Below are 21,175 nucleotides of genomic sequence, written 5' to 3' on the forward strand. Positions count from 1 at the left end.
GGCAGACCGGTCGAGTCGCCTCGGTGGCTTTCACCCCCAACGCGCTCACAGATCCGTACATCAGCCTCGCGGCGTTGCGCGTAGTACAGGCGTTGGATCGCGCAAGAGGTCCTGCGGATCCAAACCTCTGCCCGCCGGCGATGTCGCTCGGGGCGCTCGTATTTAGCCATTGCCGAACGCGCCAGGCATCGGTTCAGCTAACGCAGCATCGGGCGCTGAGGCCTTTCCTCGCCGATACAATCGAACTCGGGCGGATGAAAGAAATAGAGCTTCCATCCGCGTTGGCGGGGGCCGCAGCCCGGACTTCGCCAATATCGATCTTAAGCGCCTGGAAGCGAGAGCTCGTTCGTGAAGGCGATATTCGGGCCGCGCCATGGCGGTCTTTGTCGGCTCACACGAAATTCACATGCCAAAGTATTACTCACGAAGAGCCACAAGGCGAAGCGCGGCGCCGCACTGGGGAGCGCCGCCTCACGTTGCGTCAACGAGCCAAATGGGCTCAAATCAACCCAGGAAAAACTCTACCGTCGCTGGATGAATGAAGAGGCCGACTCAACGACAGCGAGCAACGTGCTGTGTGCGATTCCTCGACAATCAATGAGGCCTCGTGATGCGCATCCTAGTAATAACAGATAAGCGGCTCGCTAGCCTACGTAACGGCCGCGATCTTCGCGTGTGGCATCTGTGCCGTGAATTGGCGAGGCGGCATGAGCTGTACCTTTTGACGGTTAATCTCAGTTCGCTAGATAACTTCAATGAAAGCCTAGTCGGTTTGGCTGATGTCTTCAAAACAATGAACGACGCACCGAATTTTCCTACAAACAGGCCCTCGCTGAAACGGCACTTCCGTCGAAATGATTCAAATTACTATTCGCTTTCCTACCCGCATCACTTTTCAATTGTTACCAAAGCCATATCGGACATCTGTGAACAGAACAGTATCAGCCATATGATTGTCTGTAGCCTCTCCCTTGCGGAATTCGTTAGGCCGTTTTCGAGCAACAAGAAGATACTCTTCGATCTCATGGACAGTGAAGTTCTAACACTGACCCGAGAAATACAGTTTTTTCCACCTTGGCCCTTGCAGCCGAAAACAAGTCTAAAAGCGCACTTAATGCGCGCACGCCGTACCAAGATGGAAGGGTGTTTGCCTCATTGGTTCAACCACGTAACAACAATCAATGATGCGGATTCCGATACTGTTCGCAGATTGTCCGGCATCAGTACAAACATTAGCACAATACCGAACGGAGTTTCGACCGACCTCGTGGCGACATTTGACGCAAATAGTCATGTCGCCAAACGCAGGGGCGTGGCTTTTTGGGGAAATCTTTCCTTTAAACCGAACAGCGACGCTGTTCGTTCCTTCTACAAGAATGTCTATCGACCGTACTTGGCACCGGCCGGAATTGAGTGGTGCGTGGTGGGCAGGGATGCGGAGCTTTGGCTTCTAGAGGAGGCAAAGCGAGATCATGGTATTCGCCTCACTGGGTACGTTGACAACATTTCCTCAGTACTCGCCGAATACCCCATAATGGTGAACCCAATGCGAATTGGCAGTGGATTGAAGAATAAAGTGCTCGAGGCGTTTGCCATGGGGTTGGCTGTAGTTTCAACCGGATTAGGTGTTGAAGCTCTTTGCAAGGCACGTGAAGGCATCGACTACATGCGAGCTGACGAGCCCGAGAAGACGGCGCTCGCGATTAAATTGCTCATCGAAAATGAATGCCTTCGGATCTCTATGATCAAGAGTGCTCGAAAACTCGTGTCAGAGCACTACACTTGGAGCAAGGTTGCTGGCGATTTTGATGCACTTTTGTGCTCATTGTGAGCGCCGCTCCTGATTTGAAGCAGCAGGTATGTTTGTTTGCTATGTCGTTTTGGTCATTCTGTATTTTTTGCGCCACAGCCCTAACCGGCGATGCATCGATGATACCCGCCTGGCCACATGAAACCGATGGGATAAGGCCCGCCAAACATGAGCTGTGAGCACGTCAGTTCCAGAGTTTGTTTGATGTTTTCCGGAGACTTACCAATGAGCTTTGATCTTCTTTGCCGTGGAAAGTTCGGGCGGGCCGATATTCCTGCTCGCTATCTTCGGCGCCATCGCTAGGTCGCGGATCCATGGCCCCGATATTTCGTCAAGGCATTGCGCTCTCCGCTGCGCGCTACATCGAACAGGTCACCATGCTATTGACGCCGGTCGTTCTTGTGCGAACGATCGGGCCCACAAGCTTCGGCGAATATCGGCTGTTCTGGCTACTTGTAAGTACCGTGGCCCTTTTGATCTCCTTTGACATGCCCCGCAGCTTGCTTTTCTTCTTTGTCCGTTTGGATTCCCAAGGACGCCGGCTTTACGTCGGGCAGACGGTGCTGTTCTTGCTCGCCACAACGATGGTCGCGACGCTTCTGATTTTTGTCTTTGGTGAGGCGCTACCCTCGGGCATGAAAGACCTGCTGCACGAGCATGGGTTCTTGCTCGCGGCTTTCCTGCTTGTCTGGAATTTTGGCTTGTTGCTTGACGTGTTACCTAACGCCGCAGGGCAGGTTCGATGGCAGGCACAAGCTATCCTGATCACATCTGTGCTCAGGACCGCGCTCATAGTTTCCGCAGCAGTAGTTTTTCAGCGGATTGACGCGGTGCTCGTTGCAGCATTGATTGCTGCCTGCATGCGCCTTGGACTTTTGGCGTATTTCATTGCACGCTATTGCGGTATTCGACTGTTCCCCCTGGACAAGCAGCAATTCCGTGCGCAGCTTCGTTATGCGCTTCCATTTGGCGTTGCCGTCTTGCTGTGGAGCATGCGGAAACAGGCCGAACAATGGATTGTGGCCACGGTGTTTTCATCAAGGGAGTTCGGCATTTTTTCAGTTGCAACTACGCTCCTTATGCCCTTTGGGGTCCTGAGAGACGTACTTGGGAATTTGCTTTTGCCCAAGATGAGCCATCTCCATTCACTTGGGCGCCACGAGGAGCTATTGCGCCTGAACAATCAGGGCAATGTGATCATCAGCGCCGTCATGTTCCCCGCCATTGCGGCATTATTCGCCTTTTCTGATGAAGTCATCCAGTTCCTGTTTACGAAGGAGTACGTGAGCGGCTCGCCGGTCCTGCGTATCTATCTGGTTCAGACGTTGATCTCGGCTGAGATGACCACGCTGCTGAATGTATTCCGACAAGGGTCAGCTAACATGCGTTATGAAGCCTCAATTCTTCCCTTTGCCGTAATAACCAGTCTAGTCGGCGCTTGGTATTTCGGCTTGCCGGGCGCGGCTATCGGATCAGCACTGGCCACGTTCGTTTGGTATACGCTCTGCCTGAGAAGACTTTCAAACGTAATGGACGTTCCTATCGCAAGACTGCAGGATTGGAAGAACCTTGGAATAATTTGGAGCGTATCCGCGGTTTGCGCACTCGTAGTACGAGTTTCGGCCGACCTCCTGAAGCCGTCGGTCCCGATTGCTGCGATAGTCGGGCCCGCCGCAGTTTTGGTGCTCTATGCTGCTATTGTGTTTGTGACGGGGTACTATCGGACGCTTGCTGAGATGCGAAGATTCGATGTCCCAGAGTCAAATGACCATCCGCCAACAAGACAAGTTACCGTTGTTTCAACTCGCTCGTAGCCAAATGTTGCGCGACGGCGCCTCTACGCAGCGGCCACCTGACAAAGAAGCGTAAGCGTTAGCCTTAACCTTGGAAAAGGGAATTTCCCAACCGGGAAATCTCCTTCGTGCCCCTCCAGTAAGTTGATCAAGGCAGGGTTCATAATGAGTTCTGATTAGTCGGCGCAAAGTCATTGTCTCCGGCTTGTCTTCCCAGCTTTGGGCGTGGCCGAGACGCCACTCCAAACACAGGCGGGACGCCTACCCATGCAAGAACAACGACCGCATGCAGCAGCCATACGAGCGACGACGATTCGCACGAGGCGATGCGGTCCGTTCATGATGCGGAGCGCTGGCGAGCGGGCCGGAAGATACGTACCCCTGGCAAAGAGTGCCTGGAGCGCATGGTTCATTCGTCGAACGTGTCTAGGAATGCTGTTGGCCGCTTTGAGCTTCGCCGCCGGGCATGCAGGCGTTGTCAAGAGCGAGCCATACGTCTGGACAAACGTGAAGTGGGGCGGCGGTGGGTACGTCACCGGAATCGTCGCACATCCGTCGGCCCCCAACTTGCTCTACATTCGCACCGATGTCGGCGGATGTTACCGGTGGGATGCTGCCAACCAGCGGTGGATTCCGTTGCTCGACTGGCTCCCGCTCTCGCACCAGAATCTATTCGGCGGAGAGAGCATTGCTATCGATCCATCGAACCCGAATAACGTCTACTTCGCTGCCGGGATGTTCAACTGGTGGCGCGGCGGACCGTGGGATGTGCTTAAGTCCACGGATCAAGGCAAGACATGGGAACGCACTAATCTGAACGTCGTAATGCACGGCAACGATGGTCGCGGCGCGCTCAACGGGGAGCGGCTGATTGTAGATCCGAACGACGGCAACGTCCTTTACTTTGGTTCGCGCAACGACGGTTTGTGGAAGAGCACCAACGCTGCAGTAAGTTGGCAGCGGGTCGAGAGTTTTCCCAAAGGCACGGCGGGAGTCGGGATCACCTTCGTGACCATCGATCGCACGACAGGCAGGGCGGGGTCGCCGTCTTCAACAGTCTATGCCGCTGTACGTGGCCACGGAGTCTATCGCAGCATGGACGCAGGGCTATCGTGGGCCGTCATGGCCGGCAGCCCGGTTGCCCCTCATCGCGAAGCCATCGCATCTGATGGAACCCTCTACGTGACCCACGACGACGGCGTCGCGAAATTTTCCGGAGGGGCCTGGACCAATATCTCGCCGCCTCAGCAGAGGCGCAACTTTTCAGCCATCAGCGTTGACCCGACCAATCCAAAGGTCGTGGTGACGATGGAGAGCCACTACGGCTGGTACCGCTCCACGAACGGCGGCGCCAGTTGGACCTTTTGGAACGTGAGCGCCACTTCTTCGGTTCCGTGGCTGCCCAACAGCGAGTTCGCCGATGGGCCGTCGGCGATGGTAATTGATCCTGCCGATCCGAAGCGGGTCTGGTTCACGGACACCGGTGGGGTGTGGCGCACCGACGACATTACCGCCAAGCGCCAAATTTGGCAGAGCTACGTAAATGGGCTGGAAGAGATGGTCGTCTTCGACGTCAAGTCCCCACCCCGGGGCGCTCCCCTGCTCTCGGCTGTGGCTGACCATATCGGGTTCAGAAATGCCTCTCTCACCACGCCACCGCCCAACGAGTTCGGATATACCCCCTTCGGCAACTCCACAGGAATCGATTTCGAGGAGGCGGATCCAAACTTCGTCGTGCGGGTGGGACATCCTGGAGACACCTCGCCGGCCGGTGGCTATTCCATCGACAATGCGCAGACCTTCACGGCTTTTCCATCCAACCCAAACGGAAACTTCGACGGCCGAGTGGCGGTTTCGGCCACGTCACGGCGGATCGTATGGCTGCCGAAAGGAAGCGCTCCCTACTACTCGACCGACCTGGGCGCCTCGTGGACGCAGTCGGTTGGAGCGCCATCGGCCGCCGTCGAAGGAAAGAACTACTGGAGCAAGAACAAACCACTTGCCGCGGACCGCGCAGATGGAAGCAAGTTCTACCTGTACGACTACAACGACGGGCATTTCTACCGCTCGACCGATGGTGCGGCGACATTCGAGAGCATCTCAACTATTCCGTCGTCGGGCTGGCGACAGCAGGTCGTGGAGGCCGCCCCAGGAATGAGCGGGGAGGTTTGGATGAGCAACGGTGCCTCGGGCCTTTATCGTTCGTCGAACGCAGGTGAGACCTTCGCCAAGGTCGCCAACGTCCAGTACGCCTTCATGTTCAGCTTCGGAGCGCCCCCGAACGGGTCGAAAGTCCCGACGGTCTTTCTCTACGGGACAGTGGAAAATACGAAGGGGGTCTTTAGGTCCGACGACATGGGCACCAGCTGGATTCTCATCAACGACACCCAGTACCAAATGAGCGATCTCGTAAACGGAGCCGGGGCCATGGCGGGCGACCGGCAGGTCTGGGGCCGCGTGTACATCGGGACCGACGGACGGGGCGTCTTCTACGGTGTACCGTCTGATGCAGTCCCAAGCGCGCGGATGCAGTGATTGATTTCGCCCGCTCGTTAACCCCTGGAGATTTGACGAAGAGCGCCCCTCCTTTGTAACCTGCTCTGGAACTTGCAATGTTTCGCGTATCATTCTTTTCGCATAGAAAAATGATCGGGCAAGCATGTGCGGAATTGCCGGAATAATCGAGGCCAAGAAGCCGGTTAGCTTTCAATTGCTGCAAAGCATGTGCGATGCACTCGCACACCGCGGCCCAGACGACGCTGGTACCTGGCTCAGTCCTGATCGGCGGGTAGGCTTAGGTCATCGGCGCTTAGCCATAATCGATCTCAGCCCTCTCGGTCATCAGCCAATGAGCTCGGACGATGGCCAGATAACAATTGTCTTTAATGGTGAGATTTACAATTTTCAGGAAGTTCGAGCCGAACTTCGGGCGCGCGGCAATAGTTTTCGCAGCACAAGCGATACCGAGGTCGTGATCGCCGCGTATCGAACGTGGGGCCCCGCGTGTCTCGATCGTTTGGTCGGAATGTTCGCGCTCGCGATCTGGGACGGCGCCAAACGACGCCTGTTCGTTACTCGCGATCGGGCCGGCGAAAAGCCTTTATTCTATTTGCACAAGAATGGCCGGTTCGCTTTCGCGTCCGAGCTGAAAGCTATTCTCGTTGATCCGAACATCCCACGGAGCATCAATCGCGAGGCGCTCGACGATTACTTGGCGTATGGTTACGTTTCCGGGTCACTTTGCATCTTCGACGGATTCGCAAAACTACCGCCGGGGCATTGGCTGACTTACGAACCCGATCTGGATCGACTGCAGATCAGCAGATATTGGGACCTACCGATACGTGCCACCAACACCGCACAGAGCGATTTGCAAGAGCTCACGAGCGATCTCGAAGTCCTGCTGACGCAGAGCGTGCGCTGCCAGCTCATCGCTGATGTGCCGATTGGCATCATGCTGAGCGGTGGTCTTGATTCGAGCCTCGTGGCTGCCGCAGCCGTCAGGAGTTCGGGGCGGGCTGTTCGCACTTTCAACGTCGCCTTTCCAGGCTATCCGAGCTTCGACGAGTCGCGCCACGCGCGTCGGGTCGCTGATTATCTCGGTTCAAACCATACTGAACTCGTCGCTGAGCCGGGCTCGGGCGAGTTCCTGCCTTCACTCATCCGTCAATATGACGAGCCTATCGCTGACAACTCGTTGCTTCCCACCTATCTGGTGAGCCGCGCAATTCGAAAGGAATGCGCTGTCGCCCTAGGAGGCGATGGCGGCGATGAACTCTTCGGTGGCTACATTCATCATCCTTGGCTTCTGAAGATCGCGCAACTACGGAAGTTTGGTCTGCATCGGCTCGGAATGGAAGCACTCGCCGCAAAATCGATACCGTTGGGAATCGAAGGACGCAACGCGATCATGGGGCTACTCAGCTGCAATGGGCCACAAACAGCGCTGACGCGACTACTTGATCCGATTACGAGGTCGCGACTGACCGGCCGGCCGATGTCGGCTACCCCGGAACTTCGCCGCGCTGGATTGGAAACAGTCTGCGGTGGCATAGATGCGATTTGTGCCGCCGAGTTTCGCAGCTACTTACCGGATGACATTCTCGTCAAAGTCGATCGGGCCAGCATGCTCACATCCCTGGAGGTGCGCGCGCCGCTCCTGGATCATCGAATCGTCGAGTTTGCTTTTGGGCGATTGCCCGGAAGATTCAAAGTCCAGGATGCTCGAAGAAAGATCATTTTGCGTGCTCTTGCACAGCGTTGGCTACCTCCCGACTTTGATAGTCACCGAAAGCAGGGTTTCTCGATCCCTCTGCATGAATGGTTCCAGGGGCCTTGGAGGCCGCTCGTGGACGATCTCATCGCGACCGGTTCGCCACTTTTTGAAAAACGATTTTTGACGCGCCTCCTGTCAAGACTTCGGTCGACAGAGCGCGGAAGTCGCCGCTTATTTCAGCTCATGATGGTCGAGATGTGGCGCCGTGAGTATCGTGCTTCCGTACCAGAATAGCTTGCAGCTCGGTTGGAGCGTGTTCACCAGCGGTGCCTGCGCTCGGCGGATCCTGGCGCCGGCGTGATCATCGGCGGTGAAGACGTTCATCCGCGATGGCCGTACTGTTCTTCAACGATCGTCATCTGCGCGCCCATAGTCCGCACCGGCTACGAGTAGGAACTCGGCACCTGCCGCCAATAGTAATAGAGCGGCCAATCTGCCCCTTCCAACGGCCCGCAATCGCCGTGCCGCCATCGACCGGATGTGCCGGAAGTTTGGCGGAGGCCGGCAAAACGGGCAATAAGTGGGTAACTACGATGGTCGATTGAGCCGCGACCGCGCGGGATTAGATTCGGGCAGCAATGGAAGCGCCCGTTCCAATGGGTTCGATGAGTATAATAGAGAACCGATCAATCGAACTAAGCGGAAGAAGGCACCGAGTGGTTCGGCGTCAATGAGAGAACGGAACGTCATTTTGCGGATCGCCTGTCGGGAGGCTACTCGGACGGTTGTCCGCGAACAAATTTGGTGACCACGTTCGTACAGGGAATGACGCCATGCCGAACTCCAGACTGCGCAATAGCTTCCATGTCGACGTCGATGGCAGCGACCTGGGTCGTTGCATCAAATGGGCCTTGGTGGCTGTTGGCCTGACAATTTCCGTCATTCAAGCGAAGGCGGAATATCTGCTAAACATCGGAGATGTGCTGGAGGTTGCGGTGGCGGGCGTGCCGGAGCTGCGGCATCGTGCTCCCGTTCAAATGGACGGGAATATTTCGTTGCCTCTGGTTGGAACGCTTCCAGTGGCCGGCCTGCCCTTACCACAGATCCGAGCCAAAATCGGGGCTGCACTTGCGCGCAAGGTATTTCGACAGCGGACGTCCGATGGACGTGAGACGGTCGTCGTGATCGACGCAAGCGAGGTCACGACGATCATCGCGGAATACAAGCCCATATACGTAAATGGGGATGTATCGAAGCCGGGTGAGTACCCTTATCGTCCGTCTATCACCGCACGCCAACTCGTCGCCGTGGCAGGCGGCTACGACATCATGCGCGTCAAAATGAGCAACCCGTATCTCGAGGCAGCAGACCTGAGAGGCGAGTATGGTTCGCTTTGGACAGAGCTCGCCAAAGAACAAGCGCGTATGTGGCGCATCAAGACCGAACTTGGAGAGGCAACCCAGATCAGTTCAGGCGCTCTGATGGACGCGCCCTTAGCTCGATCGGCGATTTCGGACATCGTTAATGCAGAAACGGAATATCTGAAGACCAAGCAGAGTGATTATCAGCAGGAAAAGACGTACCTTCAGCGCGGCATCAGACAGGGAGACGACGAGGTCCGCGTGCTGTCAGAGCAGCAGAAGAAGGATGAAGAGGGACTTCACGCAGATCTTGACGACCTGCAGAAAACGACCGAGCTCTTCGGCAAGGGTTCCTTGATCAGCCCTCGCGTTACGGATGCGCGTCGCGCCGTGCTGCTGTCATCAACCCGGAAGCTGCAAACCTCTGCGCAACTGCTGCAGGTCAAGAAGCAGCAGGACGAGTTCGTCAGGAAGCTGGCAAAGCTAGACGACCAACGGAGGCTCGACTTGCTCCGCGAGCTGCAAGATACCAGCGTGAAGCTCAATCAAATTCGCGAGAAGCTGCAGAGCGTCGGCGAGAAACTTCAGTACACTGCGATGGTTCGATCACAACTCGTGCGAGGAACCGGCAACCACGCGGAGATCGCCATCATCAGGAAGAGCGATAAGGGACAGGAACGGATCATCGCAAGCGAGGATACCGAGCTGCAGCCGGGTGACGCCGTCGAGGTCACTCTCCGATACCAGGATGGTCCTGCCGTCCCTCCCCGAAGGATAGGCAGTTCAGACATTCCATCAGGGACAAGCCGAACCGATGAGAGCTCTGGCGATTCGGTACGCATCGGGCAGAGGTAACAACAGCCGTCGCAATTCCGTAGCGGGAGATAGCATTTTTGCGACGCTATCCTACGTTGACGGATCCAAACCTCATCCGCGACGCTTGTAAATGGATGATGCAACGGTCATGAGCGCTCGATGGTCCGCCCCCGGCTGCACCGCCCGGATGCAGTCCATTAGGGGTAGCTCATAAGGCCCAGAATCTCCACGCCCCGTGGACGAGACTTCCGATTAATGTGGTGTCGCATGCACGGAGGCCAGTTGAGCGAATGCGGAAGCTGTCCGAGATGATCTTGGTGACTGGAGGTACCGGCTACATCGGGTCCCACGTCTGTATCGCATTGCTGGACGCCGGGTTCGACGTCGTCGTGCTCGACAATCTCTCCAACAGCAACCAGACTTCGCTCGAGCGGGTGCAGTCCATTTGTGGGCGTTCGCTCGTCTTTCGGCACGCAGATATCCGCCATGAAGAGGCGATTCACGCCATACTTCGTTCCTGCGGAGTGACCGCGGTCATTCACCTTGCAGGGCTGAAGGCCGTGGGTGATTCCAACGTACGTCCCCTGAACTATTACGAGAACAACGTTCTGGGAACGATGCGGCTGGTATCAGCAATGAAGAGGGCGAATGTAAAGACACTTGTATTCAGCTCGTCCGCGACCGTTTACGGAATACCTAAATACTTGCCGCTCGACGAGAAGCATCCCCTCTGTCCGACCAATCCGTATGGCCGCACAAAGCTCGTTATCGAAGAGATGCTGAAGGATCTCTGCAGGTCCGACGACGATTGGCGGATCGCCAATCTGCGCTACTTCAATCCGGTTGGAGCACACGAAAGCGGGCTGGTCGGAGAAGACCCGCTGGGCCTTCCCAACAACCTGCTCCCGTTTGTGGCGCAGGTGGCGATTGGACGGAGGGAGAAGCTGCAGATCTGGGGAAACGACTATGACACGCCTGATGGCACCGGAGTCCGCGACTTCATTCATGTGGTCGATCTCGCATCCGGGCATTTGAGCGCCTTGCGCAACCTGAGACAGCCTGGTGTGCTCACGGTCAATCTTGGCACGGGGAACGGCAGCAGCGTTCTGGACATCGTTCGTACATTTGAAGCAGCGAGCGGGCGTTCAGTTCCCTATGAAATCAAGGAGCGTCGGGCTGGCGATGTCGCCGCCTGCTATGCCGACCCGACCTTTGCGATGGAGGCTTTGGGCTGGAAGTCGACCCGATCGTTGGAGCAGATGTGTGCGGACCATTGGCGTTGGCAATTGCAGAACCCCGACGGTTACCATGGTAGCGCACTTTCAAAGACCGGAGCTGTCCAGGCATTTCCACCGTCACGGATGAGTGCGTGCGCCTCAGCTATTCGAACGGGCGACGCCGAGCGGATTCGGGGCGAGCACACCGCCCATCAGAGGTAGCTCGCAATGCTCCATAATCTCCAAACCGGAGAGCGAGGCGGCAGGTAAGATGCGGTCGCGTGGGGATTTGCGATGCCACACTATCGTGCATTTGTTTTGGACGAACACGGCCAATTGGGGAGCGTGGTCAACCTTCACTGCCCGGACGACGCGTCCGCAACCGAGCGCGCCGGGCGGTTGGCGGATGGCCACGAGGTTCAGCTTTGGCGACTGGTCGCCGAGCTCAAGTTTGACGATCCGCGGCAACGACACAAGCGGCGGCGGGCTGCCCGTGCACCAATGCACTGAGCTCGATTGATGGTCTCGTGGCCAACTCGCGCATCTTCCGCTGCAAGCCAGATCAGTGTGCCCACTAAGGACGCTGGCGCGTCACCGCGTCGGGATCGTGGACCAATTGCGCCATCATCCAGCTGGCCGCTGCGGAAAGCGCGAAGCCGGCGCAGGTCGAAAGCGCATCGACCATAAAATCCTCAAACCTCGCGTGCCGTCCCGGTACCCATAGTTGCATGATTTCAAGGAGGCCGATCAGGGCAACGGCGAGCGCTGAAGCAGTCCAACGCCGCTGCGGATAGGCAAGGCCGAAGGCAATCCCGACCAGAAGGAAGGCGAGCGCGTGATCGCCTTGCTGTCCGAGAAAGGGGCGAGGCCGAGCGTCCGGAGGTCCAAGCGTTGCGAAAGTGACGGCGGCTGCGAGCAGCCACGCGACAAGCCGAAGAAGAGCGGTAATAACCACTAAAGGGCCTCGATTGGCAGCCCCTGCCGGGGCTCTTCATTTCTGAGACACGATTTCAAAAACATGCTCCCTCCACTCGGCGCAACCGGCACCCCTGAGCGGTAGAACGCCAGGTCCATGATTACCACCTGCTCTCGACACATGAGTGCAGGATTCCTGACGTGCGTGGACGAAAGGAGAGTACTCCAAAAGGATGGGACACTGAACCAAAATCCGGCCTTCTGCAACGGCTCGGCGATCCGGGCTTGCGCGTTTGCTCTGGATCAGCACATGGCCGATTAGGTGCGAAACATCGCGCTCGACATACAACTTCAAATAGCGGTCGATATAGGTGCATCCGCACTGGGAGTACCCATCCATGGCAGTTGTTAATCGCTGTTTGTTAGCAACAATAGCTTCTGCTTTCCTCAGGATTGAGGACAATGCGATGGCGATCCATGAAGGCGCTTCTCGCAGCCGCGGGGCTGGACGGCCCTAGGATCCAGCCCGCTGAGGCCATCTCATTGTTCACGGCTCGAGCACAATCCGTACCCTAACCCAAAAGTGGTGAGAGAGGGTCCTCCATGCGGGCTATATGATTCGCGTAAAGATGAAGGGCATAATGAGGCGTCTGAAGGCATCTGAGAGATGTCGTATCGCCGCGTGACAGGTGATTGCAGATGGCTCGCACGGTCGTGCTCAACGAGGAAATGAAGAACTCCCTCACGCGGGGACGATGCGCGCACCTGTGGATGGCAGCGGTCATGCTCGCTATGACATGGGCGTCGGAAACGGAGGCTTCCCGGGATCAGGCGCGGCACCGCGCAGACGAGCAACTGGCAACGACTTTCCACGATCTCGGTTCTGACGAGTTCAAGAGGTTGCTGCCGGGCCGGGGCGGCAGTGACAAATCGATACAGGTTGCGCAAGCGACGACTAGCGACACAGGGGCCCTGCAGCAGCCCCCTAAACAGGAACGCGACTGGCCAGAGTCCCTGTCATGCGAACTTGCCTTTGCAAGGCGCGACATAGAGCTGCTGCAACATCTCGAGCGGGAGCACGATCGGGCCGAGTGGCTGGTGCAGAGCCTTGACGATGCGCGGCGCGAGATCGAAGCGCAAAAGGCGTTGGCAGCGAAGGCTCTGGAGGAAAGCTCCCGACTGAAGCAAGCTTCCCGGCCGAATCAAGCGGGCGAGAGTGGCGCGGCTGAGCTGCAGGCATTCCTGCAGGAGGAGCGCGAGCGGTCGGCCCGGCTGGAGCAGGATCTCGCAGCCGCGCGGCGCAATGTCGAAACCCAGGGTGCGTTGGCGACGAAAGCAGGTGAGGAAACGTCCCGGCTGAAACAAGCCGGAGAGCGTGAAGCCGCAGAGCTGCGGAATGCCCTGCAACATGAGCGCGAGCAAACAACGCGATTGGAGCAGAGTCTCGCAGCCGCGCAGCAACACGTCGAGACCCAGGCTGCGTTGCTGGCAACGGCAAACGAGGAAATCTCGCAGCGAAGTCGGGCGGCGGAGGCCAGTGCCGCGGACTTAACGCAATCGATGCAGAAGGAGCGCGAAACGTCCGCCCCGCTCGCGCAGGTTATCTCCCTGTCGCTGAGCGCGATTTATGCATACCAGGCGCAAACCGCACCGTCGGCGAGAGCCAGCGACGGCTCGTCCTTGCTGAGAGCGCCAGAAGGGAACGGCACGGCGGAGCTGCAGAATTCCCTGCAGCAAGAGCGGGATCGGGCCGGGCAGCTGGAGCAAGCGCTGGTGGCCGCGCGCCGAGATGTCGATGAGCAGGCGACGCTGGCCGCAAGGGCGGGTGACGAGGTCGCCAGACTTACGCGAGCGGCAAAAACCGAGGCCGCAGAGCAGAAGCGATCGATCCAGAAGGAGCAAGAGAGAGCCGATGCGTTGGCGCAGGATCTCTCGGTCGCTCGCAGCAAGGTCTACGCATACGAAGCTCAAGCGGCCAAAGCCAGCGAGGAAGCGGCACAGCTCAAACAGACGGCAGCGAGCAATGCGGCCTCGCTGGAGCAGTCGCAGCGGCGGGAGCGCGAGCGGGCTGAACAGCTGGCCCGGGACTTGGCGAAAGCAAGCCGCGAGCTCGACGCGCAGACCGAACGGGCGTCCAAGGCAAGGGAGGACGTGGCACGGACCAAGCAGGCCGGAGAGCGCGAATCGGCCGAGCTGCGGAGCCTGTTGCTGCGTGAGCGCGAGCGCGCCGAGGGGTTGGAAAGGGATCTGACATTGGCGCGTCGGGATAACGGCGCGCTTGCGGCGAAAACTCTCTCCGCTGCGGCTCCGCCGGCTACCACCGGCAAGGCCGCGCGCGAGGAGCCGCCGTCGGCGCCGGCCCGGCCAATCCAAACCCGGCCTACGCAAAGTGGACTCGTCCACGACAAGCCCATCCAACAGAAATCGGTCGGAGACAGACCAGTCCAAGACAAAGCCTTATCGGCGCGCAGCAAGGGCGATGCTGAGGTCCAGTCTAACAACAGCGCGCAGGCGGAGAAATTGGTCGCGCGCGCGAGCGCACTACTTGAACAGGGAGACATCGGCTCGGCCCGGATCGTGCTGGAGCGCGCCGCTGAGATGGGGAGCGCGAAAGCAAGCTTCGCGCTCGCGGAAACCTACGATCCGCTGATCCTGCCGAATTTCGGAACGTACGGAACGCAAGGGGATTCCACTAAAGCGCGAGATCTTTATGCGCGAGCCGAAGCCGGGGGTATCAAGGAAGCAAAAGCGCGATACGAAGCGTTGCGCCGATAAAAAGCCCAAAGCGGATGCAGCGTGCGTAAAGGAGTTCGTCGATGAAAGGGTTCATAGGATTCCGCCGGTTGGCCTTGTTTGCGGCGTTCGCATCATCGCTCATGGCCGTTCAGCCCTGGGCGGATGCGCGGCCGTTGAATTCACAGTCCCACAATGCTCGGCCGGTTCGCCCCGCGCCTTCGCAGCCAAGACCTGAGGTGCTCTCCATGAACGCCTGGACTGTTGGCCTGGCCGGAGGCCTGCTCGAGGGCGCACCGATACGGCTGGCGGCGGAGATCGCGCGTGTGGTCGACGACGGGGATAACCTACACGTTCTGCCGGTCGTCACTCGCGGAGCCACTGAAAACGTGAATTCCCTGCTCTATCTACGCGGCATCGATGCGGCAATCATCAATTCCGACGCGCTCGAGGAATACAAAAGCCAGGTGCCGGACATCCAGCGACGAATTGCATATGTCCTGAATCTGTTCCCGTCCGAGCTGCATATCTTCGTTCGACCGGAGATCCAGAGCTTGAGCGATCTTTCCGGCAAGAAGGTCAACTTCAATACGCAAGGCACCGCTGCGGCCTATTCGGGCCCGCTGATCTTCAGCCGCCTCAAGCTCGAGGTGGAAAAGACGTTCATCCCGCACCAGATCGCGCTCGAGCAGATGCGCAAGGGCGAGATTGCAGCGGTTGTCTTCATTACATCGAAGCCGGTGGATGCCTTCGTGCGGGGCCGTTGGGAGCCGGGTTTCAAGTTCCTGTCCCTCCCCTATGACGGCAGGTTCGAGGACTACTATCTCCCCGCCTCCCTCGGCGAAGCCGACTATCCCAATCTGATCAAGCCGGGCGAACGGGTTTCGACGATCGCCGTGCCGACCGCACTGGTCGCCTTCAATTGGCCGATCAAGTCAAACCGCTCCGAGCGCGTCTCACGTTTCATCGACCACCTGTTCTCCCGGATCGACAGACTGCAGGCGCCCGGTTTCGACCCGAAATGGAAATCCATCAATCTTGCTGCAACAGTTCCGGGTCTCACCCGCGTCCCTGCGGCGCAGGCGTGGCTGGATCGTCAGCACCGCGCAACACAAGCATCACAATGAACCGGGCCGCGACCCTGCTTCTCTTAGCGCTCGCGGCTACAGGCGGCGTAGCGTCGGCGCAGGATTCGATGGGGCAACTGCGCTCCTGCCTTCAGAGGCAACACGCCGAGCGCCTCGAATGTCTGGACAAACTGACTCGCACCGTGGCGCCTCAGCATCGTCAATCCCCCGAAGACGGCTGGGTCGTCAGCCAGACGACCTCGCCGATAGACTACTCTCCGATCGCGACTGCCACGACATCCTCACGCAGCGGAGCCGGCGAGTCCGCGATGCAATTGTCGATTCGCTGCCGCAACGGGCGGACCGAATTGGTGCTCACGGGACCAGGCATCTCCCGTGGGGGCGGTGACGATGCAATTTTTTACCGCATCAATGATAACCCGGCGATGCAAATCGGGGCAGCCGTCCCCGCCTTCGGGCCCGGCGTTGCGTTTACGGGGGAAATTGTTCGCTTGGTGCAGTCGCTTCCAGACAGCGGGGACCTCATTGTCCTGTTCTCGCGACGGGGCGGCGCCGCCCATGACGGATCGTTCTCCCTCGCTGGGTTGGACGAAGCGCGTGCGAAGATAGCAGCGGCATGCAAATGGCCGCGCGCGCTCGCGACACCGAGTCATTGATGACATGCAAAACGATCTTCTCGATGGAGGCGGATAATGATGACGTTCCAACATACTGCCAAGGTGTTCGCGATGGCGGCGATTACAGTTCTGGCTTCTGCATCGTTTGCGGCCGCGGAGCAAGGCGGAAGATACTGGACGCCGGCAGACGGGCAACAAGTCCAGCACAGGGCGGCGCACGCGAGACAACACGTAGCGAAGCCGGCAAAGCGAAAGCAGGACGCGTTTGCCCATATGAAGAATTCGGCGGCGCCGAAGCAAAGAGAGCATCATTTGATCCTGCAGGTAAACACCAATGACGCCCCGGCGATGAATCTCGCCCTCAACAACGCGATGAACGTGGCGCAATACTACAAGGACGCCGGCGAGAAGGTGAAGATCGAGGTCGTCACATTTGGGCCCGGGCTACACATGCTGCGTGACGACACGTCGCCGGTAAGAGCGCGCATCGAGGAAATGGCCCTGAGCACGCCTGAGGTTTCGTTCAAAGCTTGCGGCAACACCCAGGAGAAAATGACGAAGGCCGAGAACAAGGACATACCGATTATGCGTCAGGCGGAGATCGTGAAATCGGGCGTCGTGCGCGTGATGGAATTGCAGGAGATGGGTTGGACCTACGTCAAGCCGTGACAGGTAAGTAGCGACAGTGACGTCGGCCGCCATCGCCGCGTCTAAGAGCATCTCATTTGCTGAGAAGGCCATGGCGGGACCAGCCTACACCAATCTCGGGTTTCCGCCGGGTTCACGCGTCCAGGTAAAGCCCGAAGCCGGCGCTCGCTTGGCTGGAAAGACCGGACGCGTCATTGGCGGCGGATTTTATCCGAAAAGCCTCCGTCTGGTCCTGGACGGATCGAAGGTTCCAATCACTCTGCACGTGAACTACGTGGCGGCGATTGACGACGACGTCGATCCGATGAAATCGGATTGATGGATGGGCTGACGTCGGGCCAGAAACGCAGGCCTGCTCTAAGGTCGTTCCAATGCAATGGAGCTTGCGTTGAGCGACGTTCCTTCCATTTCATTTCCGGCAATTGCCTTGCATCCCGTCAAGTAAGTCGCGGCGCCGCAGGTTGGCCGGGCATCAATGACTTGAGCATCCTGGCAGCACGGATGGCGAAGCCCAGCGGAGGCCGCCGGCAAAAGGCGACCTTCTTCACACGCTCCTCGACGTGCCACTTGGCATGCGAACCGGTGCGGAACAAGATCACGTCGCCGGCACCATAACGCGTCGGCGCTGCACCATCGACCTCGAGCATGATTGATCCTTCGAGGATCACGACGGTCTCGTCGAAATCGTAATGCCAGTTGAACTTGCCTTCGGTGCAGGACCAAATCATCGTCCACCAGGTCTTGAACGCGCTCTTCGACAGAAGGTGCGAACGAGCTTCCGGGCGACCTTCAATGATCCACGACGGCTCGATGGGTGACGGCGTGAGTTCAACCGTCTCGCAATGTGCCGCTTCAACAAGGTCGCGCATCTGCATCATCCGCATTGTTGATGTATATTTGGCTCCTTCTCAACATATTCAGGCCTCAATTGAAGCCCGTGAAGATGTCGCCTTGTCGCACTCCCCGCTTCGTCGCGCACCATTACGAGGTACCTCGGCCCGGTAGGTTCGCGGACGGTGTTTTGCGCTGCTTCTGAGCGATCGACAGCTCCGCGACTCGCCCGGATGGAGCTGGCAAGATGCGTGCTTCGACACCACGCATCGCGTAGCTTCCACCGCTATCTCAAAAACGGTGCTTGCCAGCTAATCTGCTTCATCTCTCGTTACGGCAGATTGTCGCGCAGAAAAATGTCGATGCGGATGCGCTCCTGGTCGGGGCTGATGGGCTCGCCCGAGCAATGCGCGAGCAGGACGCGCGCCGCGGAACGCGCTTCGTGGCCGGGATCCTGGTTGATGATGGCATCGAGCGTGCCGCGGACCAGGAAGCGTCGCGTGTGCTGGGTCAGTTCATGGGTGATCCAGACCACCTCGCGTGCGCGGCCCGAGGCTTCGAGCGCATCGGCGATGCCGCGGTTCCCGGCCCCGCAGCAATAGATGCCGCGGAGATCGGCATGGCGCGCGAGCAGCGCGGCCGTGAGCTCCCGCGTCCGGTCGCTGTCGTCGCGCCCCTCCTGGACCGGCAGCGCGCGCAGGTTCGGATATTCGCTGGACAGGATCTGGTGGAAGCCGAATTGCCGCTCGGTGTGGTCGCGCAGCGACAACGATCCCGCGATCACGGCAACCGTCCCCTCGCCGCCGGCGAGGAAACGTCCCATCAGCGTTGCCGCGGTCCGGCCCGCGGCCGGATTGTCTATTCCGACGTAATGGAGACGGCGCGCGCTCGGTGCATCCGACACAAGCGTCACGACGGCGACCCCGCGCGATGCGAGTTCGTCGATCGCGGCGCGCACCCGGGGATGGTCGAGCGCGATGACAGCCACCCCCTGATAGGCCGGCGACAGAGTCTCCAGCGCGCCGGCGAGCACGTCCGGATCGAACACGTCGACATGGAGGATGTCGATGAAGCCGCGCTGTCCGGCGAGCCACTCCGCCGTGCGCTGGACCTGCTCGGTCAGATTGGTCATGAAGCTGTTGCTGCCGCTCGGCAGCACGAAGGCGAAGCGGAAACTCTGCCCGCGCGCGAGCCGCGCCGCGGCGACGTCGGCGCGATAGCCGAGTTTCGCCACCGCAGCCTCGACTCGCGCGACGGTCTTGGCGCGCACGCCCTCGCGCCGATTGACGACGCGGTCGACGGTGGCGAGCGAAACACCGGCCGCGCGCGCAACATCCTCGAGCGTGGCGCGAACGAGCGGCTGGGCCGCGCCGGCTGTCATTCGCGCGCCGCCCACAACATGCCGCGGGTCATCAGCGTCCGGATCTCGGGCACGTCGAGCTCGTAGGCCCGGTGGCCGAGCGAGGAGTAGAACACCCTGCCGGCGCCGTAGCGTTTCTTCCACACCACGGGCATCACCACGCCCTCAATCCAGGGCGCGTGTTCTCCGGTGAAGGTCGTCGTCGCCAACACCTCGTTGGCGGGGTCGACATGCATGTAGTACTGCTCGGAACGATGCTCGAAGCTCTTCAGACCCTTCATGATGGGGTCTTCCGGCTTCGTCAAGTCGACCTTGTAATCGATGATGTTGCCGGGATGGGCAACCCACTGCCCGCCGCACAGGAACTGGTAGTCGACCGAATCGCGGAATGCATCGCACATCCCGCCATGATGGCCGGCGAGCCCGACCCCGCCGCGCACCGCCGCGCAGAGATTGAGCGCCTCCGCCTTCTCGATCTTCGACATGGTGTAGATCGGGATGATCAGCGACAGATCGTGGATCGCGGGATCGGCGAACGCCGCCGTCGTGGTCTCGATCCGCACCTCGAAGCCTTCGGCCTTCAACCAGCCGCGGATCATCGACGCACAGAGATCGGGATCGTGCCCCGGCCAGCCGCCCCAAACAATCATTGCCTTGCGCATGCTTCTATCCTCAGTCGATCTGTCCGGTTTCGCGTCCGGCCGGCAGCATCGCCGGCCGCTCGACGCGGCTCTCGATCTTGACGCGCCTCCCTTCGTCGGCAGAGGTCTGGAACGCCTCCATCACCTCCAGCACATGGAAGGCAAGCGCGCCACTGGCGCGATGCGGCCGGTTGCCCAGGATCGCGGAGGCCATGTCGGCGACGCCGATGGAACGGAACTCGCCCTCGGCGTGACCGTGCGTGAGCGGCACCGTCTCCCACTCGCCGCCGGTTCTGGCCAGTTGTACCTCGCCCCCGAAGCGGTTCGGGTCCGGCACCAGCATGGTGCCCTTGTCGCCCCAGATTTCGATCGGGGCATGGCGGTGCTTGGGCACGTCAAAACTCATTCCGATTGAGACAACCGCGCCGCTTTCGAATTCGAGCAGGCCTGCGACATGCGTTGAAACCTCAACCGGGATCAGCGTGCCGTTCATCGGCTGGCTGGTGACCAGGCGCTCGGTTTTCGGACGCGCCGTCGAGCCCATTACGCTCGCAACCGGGCCGAGCAGTTGCACGAGATCGGTGATGTAATAGGGACCCATGTCGAGCATCGGCCCACCGCCGCGAAGATAGTAGAAGCCCGGCGCCGGATGCCAGCGTTCATGGCCGGGGCAGCCGAAGAAGGCACTGCCCGCCACGGGCGTGCCGATCGCGCCGTCGTCGATCAGCTTGCGCGCGGTCTGGTGCCCGCCGCCAAGGAACGTATCGGGCGCGCAGCCGACGCGCAGGTTCTTCTGCGCGGCGAGTTCTATCACCTTGCGCGCTTCCGTGGCGTTGATGCCGAGCGGCTTCTCGGAATGGACGTGCTTGCCGGCGTTCAGCACCGCAAGGCTGACGTCGGTATGGGCGAGCGGCACCGTGAGATTGACGACGATCTCGACGTCGTCACGCCTCAGCAATTGATCGACCCGCATCGCCGGAAGCCCGAAGGCCGCGCCCTGGCGCTCCGCGGCGTCGCTGCGCATGTCGGCAAGCGCCTTGATCTCGAGGACGGGAAAGCGCTGGGCCGCCTTCAGATAGGCGGTACTGATATTGCCGCAGCCGATGATTCCGATACCAATTCTTCTCAT

Annotated in this window: 15 protein-coding genes; 10 read left to right on the top strand and 5 right to left on the bottom strand. The window is 59.3% G+C overall.

Annotated elements, in window-relative coordinates; genetic code table 11:
- Window positions 1-610 precede the first annotated feature (610 nt).
- The 6 genes from N2603_RS28190 to galE all read left to right on the top strand — a co-directional run bounded on the left by N2603_RS28190 (window position 611) and on the right by galE (window position 11,435).
- Window positions 611-1,831, top strand: a complete 1,221-nt coding sequence (locus tag N2603_RS28190; RefSeq protein ID WP_260384690.1) for a glycosyltransferase family 4 protein — start codon at window positions 611-613, stop codon at window positions 1,829-1,831.
- A gap of 293 nt (window positions 1,832-2,124) precedes the next feature.
- Window positions 2,125-3,624: a lipopolysaccharide biosynthesis protein gene (locus N2603_RS28195; RefSeq protein WP_260384691.1), complete on the top strand. Its 1,500-nt coding sequence runs from the start codon at window positions 2,125-2,127 to the stop codon at window positions 3,622-3,624.
- Window positions 3,625-4,035: 411 nt separating this feature from the next.
- A complete protein-coding gene (locus tag N2603_RS28200) occupies window positions 4,036-6,138 on the top strand; it encodes a WD40/YVTN/BNR-like repeat-containing protein (RefSeq protein ID WP_260384692.1) in 2,103 nt (700 codons plus the stop codon).
- Window positions 6,139-6,325: 187 nt separating this feature from the next.
- Complete coding sequence (gene asnB / locus N2603_RS28205) at window positions 6,326-8,113, top strand: asparagine synthase (glutamine-hydrolyzing) (protein ID WP_260424275.1); 1,788 nt, start codon at window positions 6,326-6,328, stop codon at window positions 8,111-8,113.
- Between the two features lie 539 nt (window positions 8,114-8,652).
- Complete coding sequence (locus tag N2603_RS28210) at window positions 8,653-10,035, top strand: polysaccharide biosynthesis/export family protein (RefSeq protein ID WP_260384693.1); 1,383 nt, start codon at window positions 8,653-8,655, stop codon at window positions 10,033-10,035.
- A gap of 269 nt (window positions 10,036-10,304) precedes the next feature.
- Window positions 10,305-11,435 (top strand): UDP-glucose 4-epimerase GalE, encoded by a 1,131-nt coding sequence (gene galE / locus N2603_RS28215; protein WP_260424276.1) that lies wholly within the window; start codon window positions 10,305-10,307, stop codon window positions 11,433-11,435.
- Window positions 11,436-11,787: 352 nt separating this feature from the next.
- Here galE and N2603_RS28220 read toward each other — a convergent pair whose 3' ends face one another.
- Window positions 11,788-12,162, bottom strand: coding sequence for a VanZ family protein (locus N2603_RS28220; protein WP_260424277.1), 375 nt, complete (start codon window positions 12,160-12,162; stop codon window positions 11,788-11,790).
- Window positions 12,163-12,827: 665 nt separating this feature from the next.
- Here N2603_RS28220 and N2603_RS28225 point away from each other — a divergent pair.
- The 4 genes from N2603_RS28225 (at window position 12,828) to N2603_RS28240 (ending at window position 17,533) form a co-directional block, all read left to right on the top strand.
- Window positions 12,828-14,903 (top strand): hypothetical protein, encoded by a 2,076-nt coding sequence (locus tag N2603_RS28225; protein ID WP_260384694.1) that lies wholly within the window; start codon window positions 12,828-12,830, stop codon window positions 14,901-14,903.
- Window positions 14,904-14,944: 41 nt separating this feature from the next.
- Window positions 14,945-15,988, top strand: a complete 1,044-nt coding sequence (locus N2603_RS28230; RefSeq protein ID WP_018643019.1) for a TAXI family TRAP transporter solute-binding subunit — start codon at window positions 14,945-14,947, stop codon at window positions 15,986-15,988.
- A gap of 653 nt (window positions 15,989-16,641) precedes the next feature.
- Window positions 16,642-17,235, top strand: a complete 594-nt coding sequence (locus N2603_RS28235) for a DsrE family protein (protein WP_260384695.1) — start codon at window positions 16,642-16,644, stop codon at window positions 17,233-17,235.
- A gap of 16 nt (window positions 17,236-17,251) precedes the next feature.
- Complete coding sequence (locus tag N2603_RS28240) at window positions 17,252-17,533, top strand: hypothetical protein (protein WP_260384696.1); 282 nt, start codon at window positions 17,252-17,254, stop codon at window positions 17,531-17,533.
- Window positions 17,534-17,651: 118 nt separating this feature from the next.
- Here the strand turns inward: N2603_RS28240 and N2603_RS28245 are convergent, their stop codons facing one another.
- The 4 genes from N2603_RS28245 to N2603_RS28260 all read right to left on the bottom strand — a co-directional run bounded on the left by N2603_RS28245 (window position 17,652) and on the right by N2603_RS28260 (window position 21,175).
- Entirely contained in the window at window positions 17,652-18,092 is a 441-nt protein-coding gene (locus N2603_RS28245) for a cupin domain-containing protein (RefSeq protein WP_260384697.1), read from the bottom strand.
- A 284-nt stretch (window positions 18,093-18,376) separates the two neighbouring features.
- Window positions 18,377-19,426, bottom strand: a complete 1,050-nt coding sequence (locus N2603_RS28250) for a LacI family DNA-binding transcriptional regulator (RefSeq protein WP_260384698.1) — start codon at window positions 19,424-19,426, stop codon at window positions 18,377-18,379.
- Window positions 19,423-20,067, bottom strand: a complete 645-nt coding sequence (locus N2603_RS28255) for a ThuA domain-containing protein (RefSeq protein ID WP_260384699.1) — start codon at window positions 20,065-20,067, stop codon at window positions 19,423-19,425. The genes N2603_RS28250 and N2603_RS28255 overlap by 4 nt, the downstream gene beginning before the upstream one ends.
- Window positions 20,068-20,077: 10 nt before the next feature.
- Window positions 20,078-21,175 carry a Gfo/Idh/MocA family protein gene (locus N2603_RS28260; protein WP_260384700.1) on the bottom strand — a complete coding sequence of 366 codons (1,098 nt, stop codon included), beginning with the start codon at window positions 21,173-21,175 and terminating at the stop codon, window positions 20,078-20,080.

It is taken from the genome of Bradyrhizobium huanghuaihaiense (genome assembly GCF_025200885.1).
Taxonomy (GTDB): domain Bacteria; phylum Pseudomonadota; class Alphaproteobacteria; order Rhizobiales; family Xanthobacteraceae; genus Bradyrhizobium; species Bradyrhizobium huanghuaihaiense.

Bases quoted from the DNA above. Each gene is read 5' to 3' on its own strand.
- N2603_RS28190 (WP_260384690.1), top strand. From the start codon at position 611: ATGCGCATCCTAGTAATAACAGATAAGCGGCTCGCTAGCCTACGTAAC.
- N2603_RS28195 (WP_260384691.1), top strand. From the start codon at position 2,125: ATGGCCCCGATATTTCGTCAAGGCATTGCGCTCTCCGCTGCGCGCTAC.
- N2603_RS28200 (WP_260384692.1), top strand. From the start codon at position 4,036: ATGCTGTTGGCCGCTTTGAGCTTCGCCGCCGGGCATGCAGGCGTTGTC.
- asnB (WP_260424275.1), top strand. From the start codon at position 6,326: ATGTGCGATGCACTCGCACACCGCGGCCCAGACGACGCTGGTACCTGG.
- N2603_RS28210 (WP_260384693.1), top strand. From the start codon at position 8,653: ATGCCGAACTCCAGACTGCGCAATAGCTTCCATGTCGACGTCGATGGC.
- galE (WP_260424276.1), top strand. From the start codon at position 10,305: ATGATCTTGGTGACTGGAGGTACCGGCTACATCGGGTCCCACGTCTGT.
- N2603_RS28225 (WP_260384694.1), top strand. From the start codon at position 12,828: ATGGCTCGCACGGTCGTGCTCAACGAGGAAATGAAGAACTCCCTCACG.
- N2603_RS28230 (WP_018643019.1), top strand. From the start codon at position 14,945: ATGAAAGGGTTCATAGGATTCCGCCGGTTGGCCTTGTTTGCGGCGTTC.
- N2603_RS28235 (WP_260384695.1), top strand. From the start codon at position 16,642: ATGATGACGTTCCAACATACTGCCAAGGTGTTCGCGATGGCGGCGATT.
- N2603_RS28245 (WP_260384697.1), bottom strand. From the start codon at position 18,092: ATGATGCAGATGCGCGACCTTGTTGAAGCGGCACATTGCGAGACGGTT.
- N2603_RS28250 (WP_260384698.1), bottom strand. From the start codon at position 19,426: ATGACAGCCGGCGCGGCCCAGCCGCTCGTTCGCGCCACGCTCGAGGAT.
- N2603_RS28255 (WP_260384699.1), bottom strand. From the start codon at position 20,067: ATGCGCAAGGCAATGATTGTTTGGGGCGGCTGGCCGGGGCACGATCCC.
- N2603_RS28260 (WP_260384700.1), bottom strand. From the start codon at position 21,175: ATGAGAAGAATTGGTATCGGAATCATCGGCTGCGGCAATATCAGTACC.